Genomic DNA, 18,249 nt, shown 5'->3' with positions numbered 1-18,249 from the left:
CCGGGGTCAGACCGCCGCGTACGGGCCTTGCGTCGCCTTGGTGGTCTGCAGGGCCGTCAGCCTGCGGACGAAGACGATGGCGAGGACGGCGGCGGCGACCGCGAACAGGTCGGTGACGATCCCCAGGGCGGACGCGTCGCGCAGGGCCTGTGGGGTCTCGGCCCGCTTGTACAGCTGGCCGAAGACGCGGTCGAGCACCAGCGAGGTGACCCAGACCGCCCACCAGGCGTTCAGGGGCGCGGCGGATACCTCACGGTAGGTGCCGTCGGGCCCGAACTGGGTGCTGGCCACCCAGATCTGCTTCGCGATCCGGAACGGCAGGAAGAGGTTGCCGAACGGGATGAACCAGCTGCCGATGGCCCAGCCGCGGCTCTGGGAGAAGCCGTCGGGGCGGAAGATCTCGCCGTTCACGCGCACGCGGTGGAACCAGACGATGAAGACGACCGCCGTCACCAGCACCATCAGGTACTGGAGGACACCGGCGACGCCGGTCAGGACGTCCCCCCGCTCGAGCGTCCAGTCGCCGACGCTCGCCGCGTCCGCGGTCAGGCTCTGCATGAGCGAGAAGACGTACATGCTGATGCCCGCCGAGAACAGGTTGACCGCGGCCGCGACCGACAGCAGGGCGGTGAGTGCGACCGCCAGGCCGCGCGGCGAGCGCAACACGTCCGCGGTGGGCCACTGTCCCGGGTACGGCAGGCCCGGATAAGGCCCGGCGGGGTACCCGGGCCCGGGCTGCGCGGGGTAGGGCTGCGGGCCCGGGTACGCCGGAGCCGGGTACGCCTGGGCCGGGTGGGCCGGAGCCGGGTACGGCGGATGCGGGGCCGGCTGCGGCTGCGGCTGCGCGGCGTGCGGCGGCTGCTCCGGTGCCGGTGCCGGTGCCGGGGTCGAGGCCGGGGTCGATGCCGGTGACGGGGCCTGGGTCGGTGCCGGGGTCGGAGCCTGCGACGGGGGCGGAGTCGGCGGGCCCGGCGGCTCGTTGAAGGACATGCGGTGTGTACCCCCCACGGGAACATGTGCCAGAGAAGCGGATGCCCGCTGACCTGCGGCGGGCACGCTCGAACCATGCCAGCCCGGCATCCGGCGGCCAAATCCTTTGTCGGGCCCCGCACCCGCATCCGGCCCCGCGTGATGGGGCGAATGGCTGAAACCACGGGGCACGAGCGGCTGAGGCGACTCGGGGCGAGGCCGAGTGACCGATCCTGCCTGCGTGCTGAGCCTCCGTCCGCTGCTGCCCGCCCTGCTCGCCGTCGCCCTCGCCGGCCCCGCCGGCGCCACCGTCCCCGCCGTCCCCGCCGGCGCCACCGTCCCCGTTCCCGCTCCGGTCCCTGCCCCCGCTGCGGCTGCACCGGCCGCCGACGCCGCCTCCGACGGCATCGAGACCGCCCGTACCGGCCGGCGGATCGCCCCGGGGATCCGCCTGGAGTCGTACGACCGGCTGGAGGCCGACCGCTGGCTGCGGATCGACGAGCTCGTCGTCGACCTCGGCGCGAGCGGCGGAGTGCGCGCCGAATATCTGGGCGGCCACGGACCGGCCACCGTCGCCGAGTCCGCCGCCCGCCACCCCGCGGGGCCGGGGCGGCGCGTGGTCGCCGCCGTGAACGGCGACTTCTTCGACATCCGCGGTACGGGCGCACCGCTCGGCCCCGGCCTGGGCGGCGGCCGGCTGCTGCACTCCGCGACCCCCGGGCCCGGCGCGGCCCCGGCCGTCGGGTTCGGCGCCGACGGCATCGGGCGGGTCCTGCGCATCGGACTCGGCGGGAGCGTCACCCTGCCCGGCGGCACGGTGCGCCCGCTGGCCGGATACAACGCGGCCCGGCCGCCCGCCGGGGGCCTCTCCGCGTACACCGCCGACTGGCCGGGGACGGAGCTGCCCGCCCTGGGCACCGCCGTGGCGGTCCGGGACGGCCGGGTCACGGCAGCCGCCTCGCCGGTTGGCGGCCCCGCCCGCCGCGAACGCCCCGAACCCGGCACCACCGTGCTGGCTGCCGCAGCCGACGGTGCGGCCGCTGCCGAACTCGCCGCCCTGCGCCCCGGGGACGCCGTGGCCGTCGCCGCCCGGGCCGTCGCGGAGGCCGGGGCGGTCCCGACGGCGGCCGTCGGCGGGCGGGAGGCCCTCGTCGTCGCCGGCGTCCCGCAGAACCACGACGGCGAATCGAACAACGCCGCCGCCCCGCGCACGGCCGTCGGGTTCTCGCGCGACGGGCGGCAGCTGCGGATCCTCACCGTGGACGGCCGCCAGCGGGACAGCGGCGGCCTCACCCTGACCGCGCTGGGCCGGCTGATGCACCGGCTCGGTGCGTACGAGGCCCTGAACCTCGACGGCGGCGGCTCCTCGACCCTGCTCGCCGGGCAGAGCGGGGCGGCGGCCCTGGCGCTAGAGAACTCCCCGTCGGACGGCCGGCCGCGGCCCGTCCCCAACGGGCTCGTCCTCACGGCCCCGGCAGGCTCCGGCCGGACCGCCGGCTACCGGGTCGAACCCGCAGGCGGCACGACCGAGGACCTGACCCGGATCTTCCCCCGGCTCACCCGCACCCTCACGGCCACCGGGTACGACGCGCTGTTGGGCCCGGCCCCGGGCGCGCCGGCGTGGTCGGCCGACGGGGCCGGCACGATCGACTCCGCCGGAGTGTTCCACGCGGTGCGCCCCGGCCGTGCGACGGCGCACGCCCGGCGCACGACGGCGCACGGCGCGCTCCCGCTCGAGGTCCTCGGCCCGCTGACCCGGATCCGGCCCACACAGGCCCGGATCGGGCTCGCGAACCAGGGCGAGAGCGCGGGATTCCGGCTGACCGGGTACGACGCACAGGGGGCGGCCGCGGTGGTGGAACCCCGGGACGTGGCCTTGGAGTTCGACCGGTCGCGGTGGCGCGTCACCGATGACGGACGAGGGGGCTTCACCGTCACCGCGCTCGTCCCGCAGGCCACCGGCCGGCTGCGCGCCACCGTCCGGGCCACCGGCGCGGCCGGAGCCCCAGAGGCCTCAGGAGCGGCCGGAGGCGTCGCCCCCGGCATCACCGCCGAACTCGCCCTCGGCGTCGGGCTGGTGACCCTCCCCCTCGCCGATCTGGCCGACGCCGCCGACTGGACCGGCCCCGGCGCCTCCCCGGCCGAGGGGCACCCCGGCCCGGGGCTCACCCTGGAGCTGCCCGGGGCAGCGGCCCGGGGGAGCGCCGCCCCGCCCCGGCCCCTCCCCGTCCCGGAGCTCGCCCGTTCGCTCACGCTCTGGGTCGACGGCGACGGCTCCGGGGCCCGGCCCGCCGTGGAACTGGCCGACGCCGACGGCGCCGCCGTCACGGTGCGCGGGCCCGCCGTGGACTGGACCGGCTGGCGGGAGCTCACCCTTGCGCTCCCGGCCACCGCACAGCCGCCGCTCACCGTGACCCGGCTTTCGGCGGTCGCGGGGACGGGCCCCGGACGGCTGGCCCTCGACACGCTCGGCGCCCGGACGCCGCCCACCGGACCCGCCACCGTGCCGGTGGCCCGGGATCCGGTCGTGGCCACCGAGGCCGGGGTCCGGGCGCGGCCCTGGCGGTTCGCCGTCGAGCCGGCCGGGGGGAGCGGTGCGCGGACCGGGGACGCCGGTGCCGACTTCGTGCTGACCGGCGCCGACCGCCCGGAGTTCGTCCACCGCGGCGTACGGTTTCTGCCGCTCGACACCACCCGGCGCACCTTGGGCGGTGGCGGTCTGCACCGGATGCGGGCCCTGCGCAAGGCTCTGGAGGCCGCCGCCCGGGAGCCGGACACGGGTGCGCTGGCCGTCGTACAGGCGTATGCGCCAAACACCGTGGACCGCAAGGAGACGGCCTTGACGGCGCACCTGCTCGCCGAGTTCCGGCGCACCACCGGCAAACGGGCCGCCGTGATCACCCTCGGCGCCCCGGGCTTCGCGGCCGGACGCTCCGAGGGCGTGCTCTCCGTCGCGGCTCCGCGCACCGGACGGACCGTGGTGGGCGTGGACGCCTTCGCCCCGGGGGACTGGCTCGCCGTCCGGCACACCCCCTAGAGCTGTACGAGCGTGACCTCGGTCGCCTTCACGCTCGTCCATACCTTCGAGCCGTCGACCAGGCCCAGCTCGGCCGCCGCCTCCGGGGTGATCTCCGCGACCAGGTCGGGGGCCTCGGCCGAGCCGACCAGCACGCGCAGCCGGCTGCCGACCGCGGTGATCTCCCGTACGGAGCCCTGCCAGACGTTGCGGGGGCTGCCGGCCGGGCGGTCGCGGTGCACGGACACCGCCTCCGGGCCGATGATCGCCAGCGCGCGGGACCCCTCGGGCAGCGCCTCCGCCACCACCAGCCGGCCTCCGGCGGCGAGTACGAGGCCGTCGGCCGACGCGGTGCCGGGCCAGGCGTTGCGGCCGAGCATCCGGGCGACCCAGGGGGAGCGCGGGTGGCGGGTGACCTCGGAAGGCGGGGCGTCCTGGAGGGTGCGTCCGGCGGCGAGTACGAGGACCCGGTCGGCCAGGGACACCGCTTCGACGGGGTCGTGGGTGACGATGAGGCAGACCCCGCCGAAGCCGGCCAGGTGGGTGCGCAGGGTGTGGCGGACGCGGGCCCGGGTGGTCTGGTCGAGGGCGGCGAGCGGCTCGTCGAGGAGCAGCAGGCGGGGCCGGGCGGCCAGGGCGCGGGCCAGGGCGACGCGCTGGGCCTGGCCCCCGGACAGCTGGCCGGGCTTGCGGGCGGCGAGGTGGCCGACGCCGAGCCGGTCCAGCCACAGCTGCGCCTCGCGGCGGGCGGCGGCGCGCGGCACCCAGCGGGCGCGCAGCCCGTACGCGGTGTTGGCCAGTGCGTTCAGGTGCGGGAAGAGGGCGCCATCCTGCGGGACCCACGCCACCTGGCGCTTGTGCGGGGGCAGCGCGGTGACGTCGGTGTCGCCCAGTTTCAGCTCCGCGTGGGCGCGCGGGGTGAGGCCGAGGAGGGCGCGCAGCAAGGTGGTCTTGCCGGCGCCGTTCTCGCCGACGACGGCGATGGTGGTGCCGGGATCGGCGGCGAGGGTGAGCTCGTTGAAGCCGGTGACGGCGGCGTGCAGCGGCCAGCGGCCGCCGTCGTGGGGGGCGGAGGGCACATCGGAGGCCAGGCCGGCCGGCACCGGGGCCGTCGGCGTCCGCTCATCTTCGGGGGCCGTGGCCGTGGCCGTGGCCGTGGCGGCAGCCGCAGCCGCCGTCTCGTCCGGCATCTGCGGTGCCTCGTCGGGCGTACGGGCGACCGGGGTACCGGTCCAGCGGCCGCGCAGGGCGATCAGTACGGCCATGGCGATCACGAGCAGCAGCAGGGAGACGGAGGTGGCGGCTTCCGGCTGGTCCTGGAGCAGCAGGTAGACCTGGAGCGGCAGGGTCTGGGTGGCGCCGGGCAGATTGCCGGCGAAGGTGATCGTCGCGCCGAACTCGCCGAGCGCGCGGGCCCAGGTGAGCGCGGCGCCGGCGATCAGGCCGGGCGCCACCATGGGCAGGGTCACGGTGAAGAACACCCGGACCGGCGAGGCGCCGAGGGAGGCGGCGGTCTCCTCGTAGCTCTGCTTGAGGCCGCCGAGCGCACCCTCCAGGCTGATGACGAGGAACGGCATGGCGACAAAGGTGGCCGCGACGACGGCACCTGACGTGTGGAAGGGCAGCGTGATGCCGAACGTCCCCTCGAGCCAGGGCCCGAGCACCCCGCGCCGGCCGAAGCCCAGCAGCAGCGCCACACCGCCGACGGTCGGCGGCAGCACCATCGGGAGCAGCACCAGGGAACGCACGAAGGCCTTGCCCTTGAACGGGACGCGGGCCAGCAGCCAGGCGAGCGGCACGCCGAGGAGCAGCGAGAGGCCGAGTGCCCACGAGGACACGAACAGCGAGAGGCGCAGGGCCTCGACGACACCGGGGCTGGTGAGGTGCGCGCCGAGTTCGCCCCACTGGGTGCGGGTGAGGATGCCGATGAGCGGCAGCAGCAGGAAGGCGATGGCGAGCAGCGCGGGGATCGCCAGGGTCAAGGGGGGCCGGCTGCGGGTGCGGTGTCTGCTCATGTGGATCCCTGGCTGAGGCGTATGGGCGGGGGCGTATGGGGGGCGTATGGGGGACGGGGACTCGGCGGGGGACACGCCGAAAGGGACTGCCTGTCCCCCCGGACCAGGCAGTCCCTTTCGATCCTTCCGGCTGCGGTGCCGGTTACGCCTTCTGGAAGCCCGCGTCCTGGAGGATCTTCTGCGCCTCGGGGGTGCTCAGCCAGGCCACGAACGCGGCTGCGGCCTCGGCGTTCTTGGACTGCTTGAGCGTGGCGGCCGGGTAGGAGGCCACGGCGTTCTGCCCGTCCGGGATGTCCACGGTGACGACCTTGTCACCGGACTTGGCGGAGTCGGTCTTGTAGACGAGTCCGGCGTCGGCCTCACCCAGCTCGACCTTGCTCAGCACGGCGCGCACGTTGGGTTCCTGGGAGACCGGCTTCACCTCGATCTTCTGGGCGTCGAGGATCTGCTTGCTGTAGCGGCCGACCGGGACCTCGGGCGCGGCGAGCACGACCTTGATCTTGCTGTCGGCCAGGTCCTTCAGCTCGGCGACCTTGAACGGGTTGCCCTTGCCGGTCGCGATGACCAGGCGGTTCTTGGCGATGATCGACGCGTCGTTGGTCTCGGTCTTCAGGCCGTCCATCGTCTTGGTGTCGGCGGTGACCAGTGCGTCGGCCGGGGCGCCCTGCTTCACCTGGGCGGCGAGCTCCTGGGAGCCGGCGAAGGAGAAGGTGATCTTCGTGCCGGGATGCGCCTTCTCGTACGCGGCACCCGCGGTCTTGAAGACGTCGGTGAGGGAGGAGGCGGCGAGGACGGTGAGGTTCGCGGCCTTGGTCTCGGCGGAGGCGGAGGACGGGGCGGAAGCCGAAGCCCCGGTGTCGGCGGCCTTCTTGTCGCTGCTGCCGCAGGCGGACAGCGCGGGCACGAGGAGGGCGGCCGTCAGTGCGGCGGCCACGGCACTGCGGCGGTTCAGGATCGGGGACATGAGCTGGTGCTCCTCGGTCGGGTCGGCGGCCGGCCGCGTGCCGGTTCTGCGCAGTGGTGACCCGCGCCGGTGACGGGCGGAGCGGGTGGGGACGCGTGCTGGTGCTGGACGGTCAGGTGCGGTCGATGTGCACACTGGTGGACTTCACGCGGGCGGTGGCCTGCATGCCGACCTCCAGTCCGAGCTCCTCGACGGCCTCACGGGTGAGGAGGGAGACCAGGCGGTGGGGACCTGCCTGGATCTCGACCTGGGCGGCCACGTCTCCGAGCTTCACTGCGGTGACGATGCCGGGGAAGGCGTTGCGGGCCGAGGTGTACGGCTCGTCGTCCTCGGCGTGGGCGCCCTGTCCCACCTCTACGGAGAAGGCGGCCAGGTCGCGGCCGTCGATCAGTCGCCGGCCGGCCTCGTCGCGATGGGTCGCGACCCGGCCGGCGTCGGCCCAGCGGCGGGCGGTGTCCGGGCTGACGCCCAGCAGGCGCGCCGCCTGTCCGATGGTGTAGGACTGCATGTGCGACAAGGTAGGGGCACGCATCCCGCATTTGCAATTCCATTGGGATGATGTACATGGCAGATGCCATGCCTTTTGGTGAATCTGCCAAAATGCATAACGGTTCGGCCGGGCCGGCTCGCTAAAGTCGTGGCATGGCTGATGAAGCAACGGGAACGGGTGCGGTAACGGGATCGGCTCGGGTGGACGCCTGGATCTGGTCGGTCCGCCTGACGAAGACCCGCTCGGTCGCGGCGACCGCCTGCCGGGCGGGCCACGTGAAGGTCAACGGAGAGCGCGCGAAGCCGGCGCAGGTGGTGCGGGCGGGGGACGAGGTACGGCTGTTCCACGCGGGGCGCGAGCGCATTGTCGTGGTCAAGCGGCCCGTCACGAAGCGGGTGGGTGCGCCGGTGGCCGCGGAATGCTTCGTCGACAACAGTCCGCCCGCGCCGACGCGCATCGAGGCCGAGGTGGTCGGCGTCCGCGACCGGGGGACGGGCCGCCCGACGAAGCGCGACCGCCGCGAGATCGAATCCCTCCGCGGCCACTGACCGCCCCGGCCGGGCGTGACCCGGCGAGCGTGACCGGGCCGGGCTGGGCGTGGCCGAGGCTGGCCGTGCCGGGCGCCGGGCACGAGCAGGCCGGGCGTGACCGAGCGTGAGCGTGCCGGGCGTGAGCGGGCGTGGCGTGACCGGGCCGGGCCGGGCCGGTGGGTCAGGCCTTGCGGTAGGTGTAGGCCTCCTCGGCCGCCGCCGCCACCGCGTCCAGAGGGGCGCCCGCGGAGGCCGCCACCACCGCGGCCACCGCGCCCTCCAGGAACGGCGCGTCCAGCAGCCGGGCCCCCGGCGGGAGCTCGTCCTCCACCAGCAGCGCCTTCACCGTCAGCACCGAGCTGCCCAGATCCGCCAGCAGTGCGATCCCCGCCCCCCGGTCCACTTCGTGCGCGGCCGCCAGGACGCGCTCCGCGCTCGTGCCCAGGCCGCCGTCCGCGGTGCCGCCCGCCGCCGCCACCGGGACGACGGGGCCGCCCGCCGCCAGGCCCCGCGCCAGATCCGCAACGGACTCCGCGACCACGGCGCTGTGCGACACCAGCACGATCCCGACCACCGGCGCGCTCATCCGGCGTCCGCCGAGTCCGCCGCATCCGCCGAGTCCGCCGCATCCGCCACGTCCGCGAGAGCCGTCAGCAGCAGGGCCGCCGAGGTCGCCCCGGGGTCCTGGTGCCCGATGCTCCGCGCGCCCAGGTAGCTGGCCCGCCCCTTGCGGGCCAGCATCGGCACCGTCGCCCGCGCGCCGTTCTCCGCAGCGTCCGCCGCCGCCCGGTACGAGGTGCTCAGTGCCGTCACCCCCGCCACCAGCGCGTCCAGCATCGTCTTGTCGCCCGGCGCCGCCCCGCCGAGCTGCGCCACCGCGCCCACCCCCGCGTACAGGGCCTTGCGCAGCTCGTCGTCGGAAATCTCGCCGGCCTCCCCGAGGTCCTTGCCGGTGCGCCGCAGCAGCGTCCCGTACAGCGGGCCCGACGCTCCGCCGACCGTCGAGATCAGCGTCCGCCCCGCCAGCTGCAGCACCGTCCCCGGCGTCGCGGCGGGGTCCGCCTCCAGGGCCGCTCGTACCGCCCTGAAGCCGCGCAGCAGATTGCTCCCGTGGTCGGCGTCCCCGATGGGGGAGTCGAGCTCGGTCAGCCGGTCCGCCTCGCGCTCCACCGAGGCCCCGGCGGCCGTCATCCAGCGCCGGAAGAAGTCTGCGTCACGCAATTCCGTCTCCTCGCATCGCCTCGCCGCACGTCGCCGTCGGCCGGACAGCCCTACGACACCTTCACCTTAGGGTCAGCGGCCCCAGCGCAGGGCCGCCGTCTGGACAGGCGCGTCCCACAGCCGCAGCAGCTCCTCGTCCGCCCGGCACAACGTCACCGAACACCCCGCCATGTCCAGGGAGGTGACGTAGTTTCCGACCAGCGTCCGCGCCACCGGCACCCCGCGCTCCGCCAGCACCCGGGCCACCTCCGCGTGGAACCCGTACAGCTCCAGCAGCGGCGTCGCCCCCATGCCGTTGACCAGTGCCAGCACCGGCCCGTCCACCGGACCCACCTCCGCCAGCTCCTCCAGTACGGCGCCCACCGTGATCTCCGCGATCTCCCGCGCCGGCATCATGGCCCGCCGCTCGCGGCCCGGCTCGCCGTGGATGCCGATCCCCAATTCCAGGTCCCCGTCGGGCAGGTCGAACGTCGGACTGCCCTTCGCCGGTGTCGTGCACGCGCTGAGTGCCACCCCGAAACTGCGGGAGGACGCGTTGACCCGCCGGGCGAGCGCCGCGACCCGTTCCAGCGGGGCGCCCTCCTCTGCGGCCGCACCGGCGATCTTCTCGACGAACAGCGTCGCCCCGGTGCCGCGCCGGCCCGCCGTGTACAGGCTGTCGGTGACGGCGACGTCGTCGTCGACAAGTGCGCGCTCCACCCGCAGGCCGTCCTCCTCGGCGAGTTCGGCGGCCATCTCGAAGTTCAGCACGTCCCCGGTGTAGTTCTTGACGATGAACAGCACCCCCTGCCCGGAATCCACGGCCGCGGCCGCCCGCAGCATCTGGTCGGGCACCGGCGAGGTGAACACCTCCCCGGGGCACGCGGCCGACAGCATCCCGTACCCCACGAACCCGGCGTGCAGCGGCTCGTGCCCGGACCCGCCCCCGGACACCACCCCGACCCGGCGCCCGTCCCGTGCGTCCCGCCGTACGACGACCCGTCGCTCGACGTCGACGTCCAGCTCGGGATGGGCGGCCGCCACCCCCCGCAGGGCGTCGGCGACGACGGTCTCGGGACTGTTGATCAGCATCCGCATGGGTATCTCCTGGTGAGGTCGACCAGTGAGCCTCTGGGCAGTGGGCTTGACGGCGACGGTAGGGCAGGCTGCTGCCCGGGACCAGGGGGACGGCTGCGGGCTCAGCGCTGGAGGGCGTCGAGCGCGTCGTTCAGAGTCGTCGCGGCCATGATGAGCGACAGGTGGGTGAAGGCCTGGGGAAAGTTGCCGAGTTGTTCGCCACTGGGGCCGATCTCCTCCGCGAACAGACCGACATGGTTGGCGTAGGTGAGCATCTTCTCGAAGGTGTAACGGGCCTGCGGCAGCCGTCCGGCACGGGCGAGCGCATCGACGTAGAGGAACGTGCAGAGACTGAACGTCCCCTCCGAGCCGCGGAGTCCGTCGGGGGAGGCCTTGGGGTCGTAGCGGTAGACGAGGCTGTCGGAGACCAGGACGCGGTCCATGGCGTCGAGCGTGGACAGCCAGCTCATACTCCTCGGCGCGAGGAATCCGACCCGGGGAATCAGCAGCAGCGAGGCGTCCAGGACGCGGCTGCCGTAATGCTGGACCAAGGATTGGTCCTCCTTGCTCCAGCCGCGTTCCATGACCTGTTCGAGGATGTCGTCGCGGGCCTTGGTCCACAAGACGGTGTCGGCAGGCCGGCTGAATTCGGCGGCGATCTTGAGGCCGCGGTCGAAGGCGGCCCAGCACATCACGCGGCTGTAGGTGAAGTCCTGGCGGCCGCCCCGGGTCTCCCAGATGCCCTCGTCGGGCCGGTCCCAGGAGTCGGCGAGCCAGTCCAGGGTCCGGGCGAGGGTCTTCCAGCCGTGGTAGCTGGACTGTACGGCGACCGCGCGGCCCTCGGACACGGCGTACAGGGCCTCGCCGTAGATGTCGAGTTGCAACTGGTCCATTGCCGCGTTTCCGGCCCGCACGGGGTACGACCCCCGGTAGCCCTCGAAGTGCCCGAGGATCTCCTCGGTCAGGTGAGGGTCGCCGTCGACCCGGTACATGATCTGGAGGGGCTCCCCGTCCGGTCCCTCATGGGCGTACAGGCGGTCGGCGAGCCAGCGGGTGAACCGGGTCGCCTCCTCCACGAAGCCGAGGTCGAGCAGGGCCCGCACCGACAGGGATCCGTCCCGCACCCAGGTGTAGCGGTAGTCCCAGTTGCGCTCGCCGCCGACCTGCTCGGGAAGACCCATGGTGGCGGCGGCGACCGGCGCGCCCGAGGGCGCATAGGTGAGGAGCTTGAGCGTGATGGCCGAGCGGTACACCGTCTCCGCCCAGCGGCCGTGGTAGCGCGAGGTGCGCACCCACTCCTGCCAGTAGTCGATCTGGTCCCAGACTTCCTCGGTGATCCGGTCGGCGTTCGGCGGCGGCGGCGCCGCGCTGTCCTCCCCGCCGGTGGTGAACACCGCTGCCGCCACTTCACCCGCCTCGAGCGTGATCGAGGCCCGGACGTCCTGGCCGTCCCGTTCGATGGGAAAGGTGGTCTGCAGGAACGCGGTCGCCCCGGGTGCCCGGAAGGTCGCCTCGTTCTCTGCCAGGTCGAGCTGGTGGGGTGCTCGGGCGTAATCGAACCGGGGGCGGCATTCGAGCGCGAAGCGCACCGTGCCGCGCACCGTGCGGATCACACGTACCAGGGTGTGCCGGTCGGACGGCGTGAGGCCCCGGTGGACCGGCATGTAGTCGATGGTCTCGCCGACCCCGTCGGGGGACATGAAGCGGGTCACCACGACCGCGGTGTCCGGATAGTAGAGCTGTCGCCACGTCCCCTCGTCATGTTCCGGCGCGAACAGGAAGTGTCCGCCCCCGTCGTGGTCGAGCAGCGCCGCGAAGATGCTGGGGGAGTCGAACCGTGGCGCCGCGAACCAGTCGACCACTCCCTTGGACGACACCAGAGCTGCGGTCTGCAGGTCCCCCACGAGTCCGTGGTCGGCGATGGGCGGGTAGCGGTCCATGGTTCTCCTCCTCAGGACGCCTCAGCGCTGCTCCGCCCCGGTGCCGGTCATTGCAGCCGCTCCGCGAGGTGGTCTCCGACGCGCAGGGCATTGGCGATGGCCGTCAGCGAGGGGTTGACCGCGCCGATGCTCGGGAAGAAGCTCGTGTCGACGACGTAGAGGTTGTCGAGGTCGTGAGCCTTGCAGTTGACGTCGAGGGCGGAACTCTGCGGGTCGCGGCCGAAGCGGACGGTGCCGGCCTGATGCGCCGTGGCCCCTATGGGCATGCCCTTGTGCAGGTAGATGCTGTGCGACAGCAGATGGTGCTCGTGCATGCCCAGGTGGCCGAGCATGTCCTGCAGTTTGTGCCGAAGCCGCTTCAGTCCGGCGATGTTGTTCTTCTCGTCGAGGGCGAGATGGATCCCGCCGTCCCCGTCGAGGGTGACCCGGTTGTCCGGGTCGGGCAGGTCCTCACCGCACAGCCAGAAGTCGACCGCGTGATGGGCGAGCACCTCGAAGGGCATGTCCGGGGTGACGGCGCCGGCCCAGCGGGGTGCCTCGCCGTGGATCTGCTCGGAGTCGGACTTGCCGAGCATCTGGATGCCGCCGAGCGGGTAGTCCCAGTCGTCGGAGCCCAGGTACCAGTCGTGCAGCGCCAGGGTCTTCTGGAATTTGGTGTCGTTCGGCTCGTGGGACACCGCCATCAGGGCCAGATTGTTGTGCCGCATGTAGTGCCGGCCGACCACGTCCGAGCTGTTGGCCAGGCCCCGAGGGTGCCTGTCGTCGGCCGAACGCAGCAGGAGAACCGCGGAGTTGACGGCCCCGCAGGCCACCACCACGATGTCGGCGGCGAACCGGACGGTCGAGCCGTCGCCCAGTTCCGTGACGACCGAGGTGACACTCCGCCCGGTGGCGTCCGTCTCGAGCCGGCGCACGTCGGCATGGGTGACCAGTTCGACGTTGGCGTGTTCCAGGGCCGGGTCCACACAGATGACCTGGGCGTCCGACTTCGCTCCGACCAGGCAGGGGAAGCCGTCGACGCGATCGCAGCGGATGCAGGCGCTCCCGTGCGCTGCCCGCCCCTGGTCGTCCTGGACGAGGTTCACCCCGATAGGAAGATGGAAGGGGTGCAGGCCCCGTTTCTCCAGATCATCGCTCAACTGCTGGATGTGCGGCTCGTGTTGCACGGGCGGATAGGCGTACTGGGCACTGGCCGGCCCCTCGGTGGGGTCCTCGCCGTGCCGGCCGTGGACCAGGTAGAGATGCTCGGCCTGCGTGTAGTACGGCTCAAGGTCGCCGTAGTTCAGCGGCCAGGCGGGAGAGACGCCGTCATGGTGGCGGAGTTCGCCGAAGTCCTCGGGGCGCAAGCGGAAGAGCGCGGCGCCGTAGAACTTGGTGTTCCCGCCGACGTAGTAGTTCACCTCGGGCGGGAACCGGTCTCCGTGCTTGTCGTACCAGAACTCCGGTGCGCGGTACTTCCCTTTGACGAAGACCTCGGTCGAGTCCCAGTTGTCCCGCTCGCGTGGCAGGTAGTCACCGCGTTCGAGAAGGAGGATCCGTTTGCCCGTGGGCGCCAGGCGGTGGGCGAGTGTGCCGCCGCCGGCACCTGTGCCGATGATGATGACGTCGTACTGCCGAGCCTCGGTCATGCCGGCCACCGTCCCCGGAGCACGATCTGCTCCTGTCAGGTGAGTTGGGGTCCGTTCAGCATTTACAACGTAGCTCCGGAGGGGATGCCCGGCGAATCGGGCCGGCCGGCGCGCCGGGACGCCCGGGCGGTCACAGGACCGCCAGGGGATTGACGGGAGAACCGGTCGCGGCGGGCAGCCGCAGCGGCGCGATCATGCAGAGGAACGACCAGCGCCCCTCCCCTGCGCAGAGGGGGGCCAGATCCTCGAACTGCAGGTAGTCGAGCAGGTGCAGTCCCATCGCATGGACGGCGAGGACGTGCACCGGGAACGCGACGCCCTGCACGGCACTGGGAGCCGTGTCGTTGTTGCCGTCACTGCCGAGCACGGCCACCTGGCGGTCGGCCAGGAAGCGCAGGGCGGTCGGGTGGAGTCCGGCGCGCGCGCCGGCCGCGTCCCAGGCGCCGAGCTCCTCACGCCGCCGCCGGTGCCCGACGCGTACGAGCAGGATGTCGCCCCTGCCGACCCGCAGCCCCTGCCGTGCTTCGGCGGCGGCCAGGTCCTCGGCGCTCACGTGTGATCCCGGTTCGAGCCAGGGCACGCCGTGCAGGCGGGGGATGTCCAGGAGCACTCCCCGGCCCACGATGCCGTCGCGGGCCAGGTCGATGGACAGGGCCCCGGCTCCGTCCGGGGAGAGGACGTCCGCCGCGGGCACGCCGCCGTGCAGGGTGCCCTCGTAGATGACGTGGCAGAGCGCGTCGATGTGGCTGTCGACGTCGCCGTGGATGTTCATGGCGATGCGGTCCCGGGCGAACTGCAGGCCGCCCGGGTCCGGGACGCCGCCGACGGGCGCGGTGAGCCGGTGCTCCGCAGGTTCGGCGTTGTCCGGTCCCTTGCGGGTGTTCACCGGCGCGGCGAGCGAGACCGTGCGGCCGGAGCGGACTTCGCGGACGGCTGCCAGAGTCTGTGCGGGGGTGAGGGTGCCCAGAGCTCCCAGGGGTGCGGCACCGCCGGGTGCCGTACTGCGCAGATCACGATGGAGCGACCGGAAGTCGGCGTCGCTCATCCCGTCGGGCGTACCCATGTCCCCACCATCCGGCACACCCGCTGCCCGCGCGCGCCGAACGGTGATCCGGCCGCATCCGACTTGCCGAGCCCCGGGGCCGCCGCGTTAATGGACGAGCGGCCTGTCCGGGCCCGGCGCACCCGTGCGCCTCCCTCTCACACGCGGAGATTCGCTTGGACATGCTGCACGTCCGGGCCGTGAGCCCGCCGGACCTCACAGGTCGTGTCATGACCCTGCTGAGCGCCCAGCCGTGTGTCCTGAACCTCTCCCTGCAGCCCGACAGCGTACGAAACCCCGACGGCGACGCCATCGTGTGCGACGTCCTCACCGGAGTCGCCAACGAGGTACTGCGCGGGCTGCGGGACCTCGGACTCGAACGCCGGGGGTCCATCGTTCTCGACCCGGTCGACACGGCCTTCTCCGATCACGCGGCCAGAGCCGGGGCCGAGGTGCTCGGGTCCCGGCTGCGCGTGCCGGTATGGGAGCGGGTGGAGGCCCGGATCCGGGCCGAGGGGCGGTACCCCCCGAGCTTCTACCTCTTCATGGTCATAGCCGGCGTCATCGGTGCGGTCGGCATCATCACCAACTCGCAGATCCTCATCGTCGCGGCCATGGTGGTCGGTCCGGAGTACGCAGCCGTCACCAGCGTCGCCCTGGGCATCGACCACCGTTCCCGGCCGCCCGTCCGGCAGGGCCTTGCGGCCCTGCTCGTGGGCTTCCTGCTGGCCGTGGCCGCCACCTTCCTGTTCAGCCTGCTCGTCCGCGGCTTCGGCCTCCAGTCGAAGGCCTTCGACCTCGGGATCAGGCCGGTGTCGAATCTGATCAACACACCCAATTTCTTCTCGGCCGTGGTGGCCGTGCTCGCCGGGATCGTCGGCATCGTCTCGCTGACCGAAGCCCGCACCAGCGCACTGCTCGGCGTCTTCATCTCGGTGACCACCATTCCGGCGGCAGCCGACATCGGGGTCTCGTGCGCGTACGCCAGCTGGGGCGAGGCCCTGGGATCCCTGCTCCAACTGCTGCTCAACATCGTCGTACTGATCCTGGTCGGAACCGGGACGCTCAAATGCCAGCGCGCGATGTGGCGGCGCGTCAGCGCGCACCGGAAGCGGCGGACCGGGCCGTGAACGCAGCCGCCGCCCTGTCGGCCGACCAGGTGTTCACGGGCCTCGGCCTGATCGTGGTCCTGGCCGTGGGCTCCCAGCTGCTGGCAAGCCGGCTGCGCATCCCCGCGCTGATCGTCCTCCTGCCGGCCGGATTCACCGCCGGCGTCCTGACCGATGACGTGAACCCCGAGAAGCTGCTCGGGGTCGCCTTCTCCCCGATGGTCTCGCTGGCTGTCGCGTTGATCCTCTACGACGCAGGGCTCGGCCTCGACCTGAAGCGGTTCAGGGCGCACACCCGCCGGGTCGTGGTGCGGCTGATCTGGCTCGGCGGGCTGCTCACCGCCGTGTCGGCGGCGCTGCTCGCCGGCGTTCTGCTGGGGATGTCGGGCGGTGCGGCCGTGATGCTCGGGACCATCCTGATCGTGTCCGGACCCACGGTCGTCGGACCGCTGCTCCACTTCGTGCGTCCCACGGAACGGCTCCAGCACATCCTCATCTGGGAGGGCACGCTCATCGACCCGGTGGGAGGCATCCTGGGGGCCCTCGTCTTCCACGGTGTGGTGGCCGGGAACAGCACGGGCTTCGGCAGCAAGCTGCTGGCGTTCACCACCAGTGTCGCCGTGGGCGTGGCCGGGGGCATCGTGGGGACCGTGGTGCTCGTGCTGGTGCGCAGGCTCCGGCCGGGGGAGGTGCTGGCCACGACGGTCCAGCTGGCCGCGGTGATCGGTGTGGCGGCGGCCTGCAATGTGATCCGGGACGACACGGGCCTGATCGCCGCCGTCCTGATGGGGCTGGCGGTCGCGAACCTGCCCGGCTCCGACACGGGAGCCCGCAATCCCTTCTTCGAGACCCTGGTGCATCTGGTCATCGGCCTCCTGTTCATCTCCATCTCGGCCACCGTCAGCCCCCATTCGCTGCGCCATGTGGTGCTGCCGACGCTCGGCCTCGTCGCGGTCCTGGTCCTGGTGACCCGGCCGCTCGTGGCCGCCCTCGCGTCGCTCCGTACGGATCTGACCCGCGGGGAGCGGGGGTTCCTCGGATGGATGGCACCGCGCGGCATCGTGGCCGCGTCCACCGCCTCGACGTTCTCGGCCACGCTGGCCGACGACGGCGTGGGCGGCGCCTCGAAGATCCTTCCCGCCACGTTCGTGGTCATCGTGGCGACCGTCACCCTGTACGGGCTCACCGCCGTGCCGGTCGCGAAACGGCTGGGCGTCGTACGCCCGTCGCGCTCCCGGCCGCTGCTCGTGGGCGGTGATCCCTGGGTGGTCGACCTGGGACTCGCCCTGCGGTCGGCCGGGCTGGAGGTCGTCATGTGGGCGGGGCACGACGCGGAGCGGGACCGGATCAGGGCGGCCGGGCTCGAACTCGCCCCCGGGGAGCTGTTCGCCGCGGCCACCGGCTCGGGCGCCGAGCTGGAGGGCCTCACCGGCGTCCTGCTCCTCACCGACGAGAGCGACTTCAACGCCCTGGCCTCGATGAACCTCCAGGGCAGCGTGGAGGGCCCGGTGTACCGCCTCGGGCCGGCCACCGACACCCAGGGCGTCGTCGCCCCGTACACCGGCGGCCATGTGCTCTTCGATCCCGCGCTGACCGGAGCCGAGCTGTCCCGCCGCTACGACCAGGGCGCCCGCGTCGTCACGCGTCGCCTCGACGGTCCCGTCCCGGCAGGACACCATCTGCTGTTCCTGGTGCGTGCGGACGGCACGCTGCTGCCCGTCACCCGGACCGGCGGTCCGGTGCCGCGATCCGGGGACACCGCCGTACTCCTGGGCGGCTGAATCTCAGCGGGCCGGCCCCCTGCCGAAGCCCGCGACGGCGTGACGTGCCCGGGCCACGGTGACCTCGGGGTCGGCGGTGGCGTCGACGGTCGCGCCCGGCTCGTCAGGTTCCAGCGGTTCCAGCGTCTCGAACTGCGAGTCGACCAGCCGGACGGGCATGAAGTGGCCCGTCCGCCGGGAGACCCGGGCCCGGGCGGTGTCGCGGTCCAGCGCCAGGTACACGCACCAGACGCCCGGGGCGGCCCCGCGGAGTTCGTCGCGGTACGCGCGCTTGAGGGCCGAGCAGGCGACGACCAGCCGCCGGCCGGCCCGGGAGGACTGCCGGATCCGGTCCGTGAGCGTACGCAGCCACGGGACGCGGTCGGTGTCGTCCAGGGAGCGCCCGGCGGCCATCTTGGCGATGTTCGCGGCGGAATGGAGGTCGTCGCCCTCCAGGAACGGCACTCCGAGTCCTCGGCCAAGGCCTTGCCGACGGTGCTCTTCCCGGC

General features: G+C 73.2%; 15 protein-coding genes. 4 read left to right on the top strand and 11 right to left on the bottom strand.

Annotation, left to right across the window (positions count from 1 at the left end; all coding sequences use genetic code 11):
- Positions 1–6 precede the first annotated feature (6 nt).
- Entirely contained in the window at positions 7–990 is a 984-nt protein-coding gene (locus tag AB0I68_RS19135) for a DUF4328 domain-containing protein (protein ID WP_363178493.1), read from the bottom strand.
- A 220-nt stretch (positions 991–1,210) separates the two neighbouring features.
- On the opposite strand from AB0I68_RS19135, the gene AB0I68_RS19130 reads away from it, so the two are divergent.
- Positions 1,211–4,006 carry a phosphodiester glycosidase family protein gene (locus AB0I68_RS19130; RefSeq protein WP_363178492.1) on the top strand — a complete coding sequence of 932 codons (2,796 nt, stop codon included), beginning with the start codon at positions 1,211–1,213 and terminating at the stop codon, positions 4,004–4,006.
- Here the strand turns inward: AB0I68_RS19130 and AB0I68_RS19125 are convergent.
- From AB0I68_RS19125 to AB0I68_RS19115, 3 genes are all read right to left on the bottom strand, one after another.
- Complete coding sequence (locus AB0I68_RS19125; RefSeq protein ID WP_363178491.1) at positions 4,003–6,000, bottom strand: ABC transporter permease; 1,998 nt, start codon at positions 5,998–6,000, stop codon at positions 4,003–4,005. The two genes, AB0I68_RS19130 and AB0I68_RS19125, sit on opposite strands and share 4 nt — an antisense overlap.
- Positions 6,001–6,142: 142 nt before the next feature.
- Complete coding sequence (gene modA / locus AB0I68_RS19120; RefSeq protein ID WP_363178490.1) at positions 6,143–6,964, bottom strand: molybdate ABC transporter substrate-binding protein; 822 nt, start codon at positions 6,962–6,964, stop codon at positions 6,143–6,145.
- A gap of 112 nt (positions 6,965–7,076) precedes the next feature.
- Positions 7,077–7,472 carry a helix-turn-helix transcriptional regulator gene (locus AB0I68_RS19115; protein ID WP_363178489.1) on the bottom strand — a complete coding sequence of 132 codons (396 nt, stop codon included), beginning with the start codon at positions 7,470–7,472 and terminating at the stop codon, positions 7,077–7,079.
- A gap of 134 nt (positions 7,473–7,606) precedes the next feature.
- Here AB0I68_RS19115 and AB0I68_RS19110 point away from each other — a divergent pair, with 134 nt between their 5' ends.
- Positions 7,607–8,002: an RNA-binding S4 domain-containing protein gene (locus tag AB0I68_RS19110; protein WP_363178488.1), complete on the top strand. Its 396-nt coding sequence runs from the start codon at positions 7,607–7,609 to the stop codon at positions 8,000–8,002.
- Positions 8,003–8,165: 163 nt separating this feature from the next.
- On the opposite strand, the gene AB0I68_RS19105 is transcribed toward AB0I68_RS19110, so the two are convergent.
- From AB0I68_RS19105 to AB0I68_RS19080, 6 genes are all read right to left on the bottom strand, one after another.
- A complete protein-coding gene (locus AB0I68_RS19105) occupies positions 8,166–8,570 on the bottom strand; it encodes a PTS fructose transporter subunit IIA (RefSeq protein WP_363178487.1) in 405 nt (134 codons plus the stop codon).
- On the bottom strand, positions 8,567–9,205 hold the full coding sequence (gene dhaL / locus AB0I68_RS19100) for a dihydroxyacetone kinase subunit DhaL (protein WP_363178486.1): 639 nt from the start codon (positions 9,203–9,205) through the stop codon (positions 8,567–8,569). Before dhaL ends, AB0I68_RS19105 begins: the two co-directional genes overlap by 4 nt.
- Before the next feature lie 72 nt (positions 9,206–9,277).
- Positions 9,278–10,282, bottom strand: coding sequence for a dihydroxyacetone kinase subunit DhaK (dhaK, locus tag AB0I68_RS19095; RefSeq protein WP_363178485.1), 1,005 nt, complete (start codon positions 10,280–10,282; stop codon positions 9,278–9,280).
- 101 nt (positions 10,283–10,383) lie between these two features.
- On the bottom strand, positions 10,384–12,201 hold the full coding sequence (locus AB0I68_RS19090) for a glycoside hydrolase family 15 protein (protein ID WP_363178484.1): 1,818 nt from the start codon (positions 12,199–12,201) through the stop codon (positions 10,384–10,386).
- A gap of 47 nt (positions 12,202–12,248) precedes the next feature.
- Positions 12,249–13,829, bottom strand: a complete 1,581-nt coding sequence (locus AB0I68_RS19085; protein ID WP_363178483.1) for a GMC family oxidoreductase — start codon at positions 13,827–13,829, stop codon at positions 12,249–12,251.
- A gap of 130 nt (positions 13,830–13,959) precedes the next feature.
- Entirely contained in the window at positions 13,960–14,892 is a 933-nt protein-coding gene (locus tag AB0I68_RS19080; RefSeq protein WP_363178482.1) for a cyclase family protein, read from the bottom strand.
- 155 nt (positions 14,893–15,047) lie between these two features.
- On the opposite strand from AB0I68_RS19080, the gene AB0I68_RS19075 reads away from it, so the two are divergent.
- Positions 15,048–16,001 carry a DUF389 domain-containing protein gene (locus tag AB0I68_RS19075; RefSeq protein ID WP_363178481.1) on the top strand — a complete coding sequence of 318 codons (954 nt, stop codon included), beginning with the start codon at positions 15,048–15,050 and terminating at the stop codon, positions 15,999–16,001.
- Between the two features lie 14 nt (positions 16,002–16,015).
- Positions 16,016–17,761, top strand: a complete 1,746-nt coding sequence (locus AB0I68_RS19070; RefSeq protein WP_363178521.1) for a cation:proton antiporter — start codon at positions 16,016–16,018, stop codon at positions 17,759–17,761.
- A gap of 3 nt (positions 17,762–17,764) precedes the next feature.
- Here AB0I68_RS19070 and AB0I68_RS19065 read toward each other — a convergent pair whose 3' ends face one another.
- Positions 17,765–18,205 carry a gluconokinase, GntK/IdnK-type gene (locus AB0I68_RS19065; protein ID WP_363178480.1) on the bottom strand — a complete coding sequence of 147 codons (441 nt, stop codon included), beginning with the start codon at positions 18,203–18,205 and terminating at the stop codon, positions 17,765–17,767.
- Positions 18,206–18,249: the final 44 nt, after the last annotated feature.

The organism is Streptomyces sp. NPDC050448, from assembly GCF_040655295.1.
Classification (GTDB): domain Bacteria; phylum Actinomycetota; class Actinomycetes; order Streptomycetales; family Streptomycetaceae; genus Streptomyces.
Note: the sequence above shows the minus strand (reverse complement) of the source record. Positions and strands in the feature narration are given on the sequence as shown.

Bases quoted from the DNA above. Each gene is read 5' to 3' on its own strand.
- AB0I68_RS19115 (WP_363178489.1), bottom strand. From the start codon at position 7,472: ATGCAGTCCTACACCATCGGACAGGCGGCGCGCCTGCTGGGCGTCAGC.
- dhaK (WP_363178485.1), bottom strand. From the start codon at position 10,282: ATGCGGATGCTGATCAACAGTCCCGAGACCGTCGTCGCCGACGCCCTG.
- AB0I68_RS19085 (WP_363178483.1), bottom strand. From the start codon at position 13,829: ATGACCGAGGCTCGGCAGTACGACGTCATCATCATCGGCACAGGTGCC.
- modA (WP_363178490.1), bottom strand. From the start codon at position 6,964: ATGTCCCCGATCCTGAACCGCCGCAGTGCCGTGGCCGCCGCACTGACG.
- AB0I68_RS19135 (WP_363178493.1), bottom strand. From the start codon at position 990: ATGTCCTTCAACGAGCCGCCGGGCCCGCCGACTCCGCCCCCGTCGCAG.
- AB0I68_RS19080 (WP_363178482.1), bottom strand. From the start codon at position 14,892: ATGGGTACGCCCGACGGGATGAGCGACGCCGACTTCCGGTCGCTCCAT.
- AB0I68_RS19105 (WP_363178487.1), bottom strand. From the start codon at position 8,570: ATGAGCGCGCCGGTGGTCGGGATCGTGCTGGTGTCGCACAGCGCCGTG.
- AB0I68_RS19125 (WP_363178491.1), bottom strand. From the start codon at position 6,000: ATGAGCAGACACCGCACCCGCAGCCGGCCCCCCTTGACCCTGGCGATC.
- AB0I68_RS19110 (WP_363178488.1), top strand. From the start codon at position 7,607: ATGGCTGATGAAGCAACGGGAACGGGTGCGGTAACGGGATCGGCTCGG.
- AB0I68_RS19090 (WP_363178484.1), bottom strand. From the start codon at position 12,201: ATGGACCGCTACCCGCCCATCGCCGACCACGGACTCGTGGGGGACCTG.